Origin of the sequence: Mesorhizobium sp. M1E.F.Ca.ET.041.01.1.1 (assembly GCF_003997355.1) — a bacterium.
Taxonomy (GTDB): Bacteria; Pseudomonadota; Alphaproteobacteria; order Rhizobiales; family Rhizobiaceae; genus Mesorhizobium.
In genome coordinates this window covers 18,689-28,388 of sequence record NZ_RZSL01000017.1, presented here as the reverse complement: position 1 = coordinate 28,388, position 9,700 = coordinate 18,689, and the positions used below count along the sequence as shown (strand labels likewise).

At 61.3% G+C, this 9,700-nt stretch carries 4 protein-coding genes; 2 read left to right on the top strand and 2 right to left on the bottom strand.

Annotated features, from left to right (window positions below; all coding sequences use genetic code 11):
• The first annotated feature begins 82 nt into the window (after nucleotides 1–82).
• Nucleotides 83–7,102, top strand: a complete 7,020-nt coding sequence (locus EOA38_RS03490; RefSeq protein ID WP_210212950.1) for an SH3 domain-containing protein — start codon at nucleotides 83–85, stop codon at nucleotides 7,100–7,102.
• 28 nt (nucleotides 7,103–7,130) lie between these two features.
• Here EOA38_RS03490 and EOA38_RS03485 read toward each other — a convergent pair whose 3' ends face one another.
• Nucleotides 7,131–8,057 carry a LysR family transcriptional regulator gene (locus EOA38_RS03485; RefSeq protein ID WP_126092907.1) on the bottom strand — a complete coding sequence of 309 codons (927 nt, stop codon included), beginning with the start codon at nucleotides 8,055–8,057 and terminating at the stop codon, nucleotides 7,131–7,133.
• Nucleotides 8,058–8,092: 35 nt separating this feature from the next.
• The gene (locus tag EOA38_RS03480) at nucleotides 8,093–8,905 is read right to left on the bottom strand and encodes a L,D-transpeptidase (protein WP_348627507.1); all 813 of its coding nucleotides are present in this window, start codon (nucleotides 8,903–8,905) and stop codon (nucleotides 8,093–8,095) included.
• A 130-nt stretch (nucleotides 8,906–9,035) separates the two neighbouring features.
• Here EOA38_RS03480 and EOA38_RS03475 point away from each other — a divergent pair, with 130 nt between their 5' ends.
• Nucleotides 9,036–9,695, top strand: coding sequence for a type III secretion protein (locus EOA38_RS03475; RefSeq protein WP_245464638.1), 660 nt, complete (start codon nucleotides 9,036–9,038; stop codon nucleotides 9,693–9,695).
• Nucleotides 9,696–9,700 lie beyond the last annotated feature (5 nt).

The following is a 9,700-nucleotide window of genomic DNA, read 5'->3' as shown; positions in this document are numbered from 1 at the left end:
GGCGATTACCGAGCATGGCGGGGGAACCGTCGAAGCGCCTGCCGGCACGCTTAAGCCTGGCGAAAAGCCGGTAAAGATCACGGTGAACGGTCACGATCTGTGGGTCGCACCGGAGGTTGCCGCCGCCTACGAAAAGGACGGGCCGGGCGCAATCGGTGCCAGCGGCAAGTCGGTCAGGATCGAGATGGGTGGGCAGTGGCTGTGGGTACATCCCGAAGTAGCGGCTGCGGAAATCGACAGGGCTTCGGCAGAAACCGAAAAGAACCGATTGGAGACATGGCAACATGATGTCCGCCCAGCGATGGTGGCGGCACGCGACTGGTACGGCTTCTATGCAAGCAACCCCAAGCTTCTGACGGATGGCAACGAGGAACACGAGGCGCGACTCAAAGACACTTACTTCAAGGAGCATAAGGATCAGGCGTTGGCCAGCTACCAGGTCGAGCTCAAGCAGTTGTATGACAACGGGTTCACAGGCGACTACAAGCAATACAAGCCCGGCGAACTGAGCAGCACGGTTGCCCGGGCACTTGGTCTCGACCAGTCAAGCGAGGGGGTGGCGAAGGTCACCGGGGAAATCACCGACCGCGCCGGCGAAAACGCTGAGGTCAAGGTCGTGCCGATCTTCTCGCTTGATGGTGGGATGGAATCGTCGACGGCATTGTTCGCGATCAAGAGCGACGGAAAGGAAATCGGCTATGTCGACAGCTCCGGCAAATATTACGGCAGCTTCGACGAATTCCAGCATGAGAATCGCATCTTTAGTGACAAGAGCAAGCTGATCCTGGCCAAGGACGGCGACATGAAACTCGGCGCCGATGGATTCTCACTCGACGAAGTGGAGGTCGCCGACGGACGCAAGGTGGATTTCTGGGACAAGGCCACCGACATCGGTCTTGGCATCGTTGCCGGCGCCGCCACCATCGTCTCGTTCGTGCCAGGCGGTCAATGGGCCATCCCTATCGCGATCACCTCCGGCGCAGCTCTTGGCGGCAAGACGCTTTACAAGGAAGGTGAGCACCTGCTTCAGGGCGGCGACTTCGATAGTCAGTCGGCCTGGAATATCGCGACCGGCGTGACTGCGTTCCTTCCCATAGGAGCCGGTGCCCTGCGCACGTTCGGCCTGGCAAGGGCCGGCCTGTCCACGTCCGAGGCTTTCGCTGGCGGATTCGGTATGGCGCGCATGAGCGACGCCAGTTGGGGCATTGGCAAACTCCGCGTAAACGTAACGCAATCCTCTTATGCCGAGCAGGCAGCGAGCTATCTGCAAAGCGGCAGCAGGCTGAATACCGTTGCGTGGGGCCTTGATGCCGGAGGCGTTGTCACTGGTGTTCCGGTGCTTGTCAGATCGGCCGAGGATCTGGCCCAGCATGGCGGCGAAATGTCATTTGCCGAACTTGCGAACGCCATCCTGGGCATCGGTACCGGCGCCGTCGGCACGGGCCTGGGCGGCCGCTCGCTGCTTTACAACATGCCTGGAGCGGCCGGCCCTCGAAGCGGCGACGGGACTCCCGCGTCGGGCTTTCCACCGCCAAATCCAACCGGTCAGCGCGCGTTGCCGGCCGGCGAGTCGGAGGGTCGGAACCCGCCGCCACCCACGGGCGACAAGGGTGATCCATCAGGCGACGGCCAGCCGTCGCGGCCGATGGTCTTGCATGAGCCAGGCCCCGACGGTGTCTATCGCCCGACCGACAAACTGGTCTTCCACGATCCCGACCATCCCGTAATCCCTGGAGAAGTGATCAAGACGGGTGAGGCCGGCGGCGACGATCCGACGATGCCGCCGGGCCGCGATCCGAATGGCTCGGCCGAGCGAAGCCCGCCCATTCCCGCTGACGGCGATCCGATCATCGTGTCGAGCCAGCCGACCGTGACAGACGGACTTGTGCGCCTCATATGGGACCCGGAGACGCGCAGTTTCACCGGCATGCCTGAACGCGACACGAGCGGGTATGTCTACACCAGCGGCAAGGACCCGAAGACACCGTCGGCCTATCTCGACGACTTGACCACCGAACAGCTTGTGAGCCGCTACGAGCAGGAGAAAGGCTATTATTCCAGCCGTGAACTGGCCGAGCGCTATGGTCCAAATGGTATTCCAGAAACGCTGCGCAGCACGGTGGACGAAAGCGCGGCTCCCGGCGGCGAGCCGCCCGCGGGCGGCAAGCCGGCTAAACAGCGGAATTGGGGAGATTTCAGGATATCCGCACTCGGACGCGTCCGGTTCAATTCCGATCCGATAAACCTCACTGTCCATTCGATCCCGGGTGTGCCGGAGGCATTCCAGCTGGGAAACCCGACCTGGCGGTCATACATGGTCGGGTTCGGAACACGCACCAGTTATCGTGCCCTTTGGCAGTCATTTGCCGACAGTATCAAATACCGGTCGCTCGAACCGGTACGCTACATTTTCGGCAAGGAATTGGGAATCTCCATTCGCCCGAACGAGCATCGCAATATCACGCTCGCACAGCTCGGCCTCAAAGTTCAGCGCCAGACCGCCTTTCAATTCAAAGGGGAGGATCTTCTCGACGCGGCACATCAAGGGCTGTTCGGCGACGGCTCGGATTCTGTCTTCACGGTCATGCCGCGTTCTGCCCGTGTCGAGGGTCCGGCAGGGAACAAGGGTTGGGCGGTGGAGCTCACCTTCAGCCTCGCCCTTCGCTCAAAATCGGCCATCTTGAACGACGGTGAAAGCGACTTTTTCCGTCAAACAGCGGACGGCAAGACAGAATTCTATGAGTTCGACGGCGACGTTCCGTATCGGAAGGTTTATCTGGAAGACAAATATTATCTGACGAGTTTGCTAAGCATCGAGAAGCGCTACGAAGTGGCGATGAACGCGACATTGCCCGAGGGAACGGTCGTCAATTCAGAATTCGTCGACGCAAACAAGGGAGTACTTGACCGCCTCCGTTTGAGGGCCCAGTTCGTCGTGAAAGACAAACAAACGGCGGAGGCTCTTGCCGACAATCCTGACATGAGCACGATCCGAGGACTGGTCGAGTCGGGAGAAATCGACGCCCAGAAATCGATATTGTTCATTCCCGGCTCAAAAAGCGGGATGCGGCAATCTGCTGTTCCCGGATTGGCGCTGGGAGAGACAATTGTCGATCTCACTGGAAGAAGCCGACGTGTGTGGAATGCCGGCGCAAGCCGGCTCGAGGTCATCGTCAACGAGGCATTCCACAAATTCCTGCCAAGTCCGGATCGCATTTTACTGCGCAAACTGCCTGCGCCTTACAATCATTACGTTCGCTCGGGCGGTCCGATCTATATCAACCTTTTTGGCAAGCGTGAGGCTGTCGCGTCGACACTTGATGTCACGATTGCGCTGCGGAGCCCGGCCCTCAAGTTTCGCGTGCCCTCGGTCCCGTTCCTCCAATTCCCATTGGCGTTCACGGGCGAGATCAGGTTCTTTTACCGAACGAATTTGCCTGACGTTGCCCCGATCGTCGCGAAAGCCGACTTCGTTAGACGTGAATTTGCCTTCGACGATAAACTGCCTGTGGAAATAGCGGTTCCACGCTGGTTGCATGAACTCGACCAGCGCGCCGACAAGGGGGGAGGTCTCGCATTTCCGAGAGGCGGCCGGGCGTCGTTGACAAAATGGCTGGATGAAATCGAAACCACCGCGACACCCAATCAGAAGGCCGACATCGAGGCGTTCCGCCAATCCACGTTGCTGTCGCTTGAGGACGAAGCTTTCATTCCACCTGGCGCGATGAGCGCCGTCCGTGACTTCCTAGCGACACAGGCAAAACCAACCGAGATGCCTCCGCCGGAATTTATCTATCTGGCACCATCCGACCAGCAGCAGTCGCTTGCACGCTGGTATAGTGAGAATGGGGTTACTGCTTCGCCTCCAGCCAGGCCTCTTGCGTTTCGACGGCCAGTGCCCGCGGCCGCCGGCGCCGCCAATGCGGCGTCGGCCAGGCAACCAGCTTCCGCCGAGACCGGCACAGCAGCCGAAGTCGGCCAGCCAAGAACCCTGCAGCTTGAGGACGAGAGCGGCAACGTGATCACCGCCGCAGTGCTGGGCACCGAGCCAAAGAGCGCGGAGAATGTCTATGTGCCTCCGGCCGACGGGCCACAGGCGCGCGGCGACGAACCGGAACTGGTGCACAAGTCGCATATTCTGTTCCGGGACCCGGAGACGGGAGAAGCATACGTCCTGCCGTGGATACGCGGCGCCTCCGAGGACCATGTGCCGGGCGGTCAAGGACAGCCGCAGGGTGAGCCACCGGACGCAAGGCCGGTCCCGAAGGCCATCGAGGCGGCGCCTCCAACGACATATTCGCTGCAGCAGGTCCGCAACATGCGGCAACCTGAAAAGTGGAAGGCCGGCGAGGTTTACACACGCGAGCTCAACGGATCGCCTGGAGAGGCGCATTTCCCGATCGAGGCCAATCCGAATGGTCCCTATCCTGTCGTTGGCCAAGGTGGGCGATATGTGGATTCGCCTGTCTTCAAGAGCCAGGACGAAATCGAGGCGATCGAGGTCAAGACCTACCACCGCTGGACGACTATCAACGGCGCCGCCCAGATGCGCGAAGTTCCGCTCACGCCAAAACTGCAGGAGCAGATCAACAAGGACGTCGCGCTGCGCAACGGGAACTCGGGCTATCAACCTCGCTGGGTCTTCCTCGATGCGCCGCCTTCCGCTGAATTGCAGCGGGCGCTCGATGACGCGCGAATCATCGGCAACATCTTCGGACACAACACACCCGCCGCGACAGCGCGGCGGCCGCAATCGGCAACAACCGAAGCCGCTCCGGGCAAAACCCTGCGGCTCGAGGACGAGAGCGGCAAGGTGATCATCGCGGCAATGCTGGGCACCGAACCAAGGGGGCCGGAACAGGTTTATGTGCCACCTTCAGACGGGCCGCGCGCGCCTGCCGACGCTCCGGAGGTGGCGGACAAGACGCACATACTGGTGTACGATTCCAACACCGGCGAAGCCGTTGTCCTGCCTTGGATACGCGGTGCTTCCGCCAACCATGCACTCACCCGAGATGGCGTCAGAGCGACCCCGCTTGACCAGGTGCCGGATCTCGTCATGGGCGATTTCCAGCCGAACCAGATTCCATGGCTCAAGCGCGAGCAGGTGGCCGAGCTGACTGAACAGCAGTTCCGCGACATGGATCAGGCCGGCTTGCTGCCCTATCTGACCAAGAGCCAACTGCGCGGTATCCCGAAGGCAAAGATACGCTACGTCAACATCGCGGGACTCGACGGGAAACAGGTTCCTTGGCTCACCGAGGGCCACATCCGGAATCTGACCAACCAGCAGTTCCAGGATCTCGGCAAGGCCGGTTTGACGCCTCACCTGACGAAACCACAGGTGCAGGCGATTAAAGGAGACAAGGTCAAGTTCGTCGACATGTCGACGTTGGAAGCGCGCCAGGTTCCGTGGTTCAAGCCCAGCCAGGTCGAGAAGTTCACGTCACAGCAGTTCGAGGATCTGGGCGAGGCTGGATTGCTGAAGAATCTCGGCGAGCGCCAGGTTCAGGCGATCCCTGAAACCATGATCGGGTCCCTGGACGTTGCGAAGCTCGATCCCAAGCAGGTGCCGTGGCTGACCGAGAAGCAGATCCCGGTGCTGACCCGCGATCAATGGGGGGCCTTCACGATCCACCACATCGAAGCTCTGACCCAGAAGCAGATCGAAGCGGTGACACCAAAACAGTTCGAGGAAATGAGCCCCGGCCAATTCCGCAAGTTCACGCCTGAGCAGTTCGAGTGGATGAGCGGGGATCAGACGAATGCGCTGTCCGTGCTGCAACTGACGACGTTCCGGGCGACCCACAAAAAGGCGATGACGCCGGATCAGGCTGCCAGCGTCGATCTGGCGCTGAGCCATGCCAGGATGCGGGAAAACGCCCAGGCGCTCGCCACCTTCGGCGGCATGTCGACCACCTCCTACGTGTTGTGGAGCTCGTTGCCGCCGACCTGGACCGCCACCGCCGGAGCGGTGGCATTTGGCGTGCGAGGCTTCGTTTTCGGCGCGCAGGCGATCTTCCCCAACGCAACCGCGAATCACAAGCCGTTCGGGCGGTTCCTCAACGCGCTCGGCGGAGCCACATTCATTGCCGCGGCGCCAGGCGCCGCGACCGGGATGATCCAGGGCAAGGATATTGTCGTCAACAGCACGTTCTCGCTCGGCAACGTCGTCTATGGCACGAAGTCGATGCTGCAATCGTTCACCGGCAGGCCGGTGATCCGAAACCTGGCCGAATATCTGGCCGGACCCGGCTATGTGCTTGGCTGCGCCGTCTATACGCTGCACTCCTGGCCGGCGCCGATCGCCACAGTCGCCGGCACCATGTTCACGTTCGGCTGCGCGGAGTTCTGGGCGTCGGCCTACAGAACGGACCAGATGAATCGCCGTTCGGTGCCGCGAACCGATGCCGATATCGCGGCGGCGCAAAAGTCCGACAAACGATGGGCTGCATTGGATCGATGGACCCTGGGCATCACCTTCGGCATTGGAATGCTTCTCTTCTCGCTGGACTCCCTGCTCGCGGAGCCTTGGAAGGGCGCGGCGACGACCCCTCCAGCCGATCCGAAAAAACCGGATGGCGATGGCGATGCGTCGTCGCAGCAACCCGATGATCCTTCGGATGGTCCCGGTGAGCCGAAAACCCCGCCCGAAGACCTCCCGCAACTCGTGGTATCGGCGGATGAGGGGCTGAATTTGCGGGCGCAGCCCGACGAGGATTCGGCCGTGGTGACGGTTCTGCAGCCCGGCACGTTCGTCGAACAGACCGCGAAGCCGGCCACCGATCCATCAGGAGAGGCATGGATACCTGTCGAAGGTTTCGGACCGGACGGCAAAATGCATCGCGGCTGGGTTTCCGGCGACTATGTCGAGGTTCATCCCGAGGGCCGCAGCAATCCCGAAGGCCGCACGAACCCGACGCTGGAGAAAGACGGCTACCAGTGGGTCGAGGTGAAAGACGGCGACAGCATTCGCCTGATCGCCAAGACCCATTCAGCGGATGTGGCGGAGACGGTGGTGCTCAATATGGATCATATCCTAAGCCCGGACATGATCTTCTCGGGCGATCGCATCTATCTTCCGGCCGCTTCGATCGGCTGAGAAAAACGGCTTGGCTTCGACCGTCGGCTTACTGCGTCTTGCCGGTTTTCGCCGCATATGCGCGCGCGACGGTGGCCGCCAGGCTGGCGGCCTGCCCGGCGAGCGGGTTTGACGGGTTGGAGGCATAAGAGGCGGTGAACTGCAAGTCGGAGGGATGCCATTCGCAGTCGACGATCCGAAGTTTGCCGCTCGCGGTGTAGTCGCGGATGACTTCCCTCGGGAGCGAGGCAATCCCAATTCCATTGAGGGTCATCTTGACCGATGCGGCCAGCGAACTGGCCGGGAATATGCGGGGCGTCTCCTCGAACTCGCTGCTCAGCTTGTGGTAGAGCTCGCTGTAGGGCCTCGTGGTTCGCGCGTAGCTGATGATTGGGAACTGCATCAGGTCGCACAGCGTCAGCCTGCTCCGGTCGGGCAATTCCAATCGCGGCGAGCAGACCCAGACGAGCGGAAATGAAGGCATCTCGACGTTCTCGATGCTGTATTCCAGGACCGGGCCCATCAGCACCGCGAGGTCGAGCCGGTGTGACATGAGCTCGCCGCGAAGGGTCGTCGTCGCATCGACGACGATATCGGTGTCGACAAGCGGATGGCTTGCTTGCAGTTCCTTCAGGAAATCCGGAAGCCAGGTGTGCACGATCGTTTCAGCGACCCCAAGCCGTAGCACCCTTGCCGTTTCCGAAGTCTCGGAAAGGGAGTTGGCCATCAGCTGCAGCCGCTCCGCCACGTGCAGGACACGCTGAGCCGGCGGCAGCAGCCTTTGTCCCTCGGCCGTCAGTTTGACCGTGCCGCTGTGGCGCTCGAACAGCTTGGCGCCCAGCGCTTTCTCCAGCCCGGCGATTCGGGTGGATACCGCCGGCTGCGTCGTGTTCAGGCGCTCGGCCGCTTTTCGAAAGCTTCCGAGGGTCGCCACCAGGAGAAAGGTTTCGATCTGCTTGATGTTGAAAGGTATCACGAGGATCGGTCACTCCAGGGTAGGGCGTCGAGCGATCAGTGACGCACAATGATCTGCGCGCCAACCTTTACGCGGTCGTAAAGATCCATAACGTCCTCATTGGTCATGCGGATGCAACCGGAGGAGTTGGCCTGTCCGACCGTCCATGGCTGGTTGGTGCCGTGGACGCGATAAAGCGATTTGCCGATATACAGGGCCCGTGCGCCCAGCGGATTGTTCGTTCCTCCCTCGACACGCACGGGCAGGAAGTGGCCCTTCGATGCTTCCCTGGATCGCATTTCGGCAGGTGGCCGCCAATCGGGCCAGCTCTTCTTGCTCGAAATCGTGTCGCGGCCGGACCACTCCAGCCCCTCCTTGCCGACGCCCACCGCGTATCGCAGCGCCTTGCCGTTCCCAAGGATGTAGTAAAGGCGCCGCTCTGAAGTGTTGATCACAATCGATCCATTCGGTTGAGCCTCGCTGAAATGCACGATCTCCCTGGGAATTGGCGACCACTGGTGCCGGCTTTCTTCTTCCGAAGCCTGGCCGGAAGCATTGGGAGCGGAAGGGGAGACCAGCACATTTCTGGCCGGATCGTAAGTCCAGCTTCGGGGGTCGTAACCGCTGTTCGATTGCGCCTGCGCCGGAACCATGGCGGCAATCAAACCGGCGGCAAGCACAATTGACGAACCCAGCGCCAAGTTAGGGCGCAGGGCGACAACACTTCCGCTTCCCGGAAAACTGGCGGGAGCATCCAAGTTCGCGAGTGACACCGAGGTCAATCCCTTCTGCGTCCAGGCATCGAACCGGCGATCACGAACCGGTGATTCCAGCGCGCACCATATCGCTTTGGAGATCGTTCGCAACATTTGGCACCGAATTCATATGCGCGATCCAATTGGACTTCCAATTCTCCAAGGCGCGCGATAGAGTGAAACCGGCGGGCAAACCATGAAGCGGGCGATGCGGGTCTTTCGCAGCCGCCTGCGATAGGGACCAATGTTGACGGGACGCGGTACCTGCCATGCGGATTTTCTGTCGAGCGCCAAGGCTGCCATCGTCATTGGCGGCCTTGCGGCGGTCCTCGTATTCGGAGATGCGCTGCGGGCGAACGCCGCTGAACCGCGCTGGCCTGCCGGGCCGTACAAATACATCACTGTCGATCAATCGGTGACGGACGCGCTGGTCGAGCTAGGCCGCAACATGCGCACGCCCATGCGGGTCAGCAAGCTTGTCAAAGGGCGCCTGAGCGCCGGCATGCCGGTCGGGACGGCCCGCGAATTCCTCGACGAGATCTGCAACCGATACGGCCTGGTCTGGCATTTCGACGGCATCGTCATGAATGTCGCGACCGAAGCCGAAGTCCAGACGGAGATGATCCCGCTCGATGCCAACGCGGCGGCGCATGCGGAAGAACGGCTTTCACGGCTGGGCGTCATCGATCCAAGGTTTCCGATAAAGGTTTCCAAGGAGGACGATGTCGTCTCGGTGTCGGGACCGCCATCCTATGTCGAGCTCGTCCGCAAGACGCTCGGAGCGCCTGCCGCGTCCGACACGAAGCCGGATTCCGGCCCGGATTCAGGCAAGGTCGTTTCGGTCCGCGTTTTCCGCGGAAAGCAGGCGGATGCGCAAAATGTCCCGCCGGGCAAAACGAACTAGGAAGC

Coding starts and splice junctions, on each gene's coding strand:
- EOA38_RS03475 (WP_245464638.1), top strand. CDS start 9,036: ATGTTGACGGGACGCGGTACCTGCCATGCGGATTTTCTGTCGAGCGCC.
- EOA38_RS03480 (WP_348627507.1), bottom strand. CDS start 8,905: ATGTTGCGAACGATCTCCAAAGCGATATGGTGCGCGCTGGAATCACCG.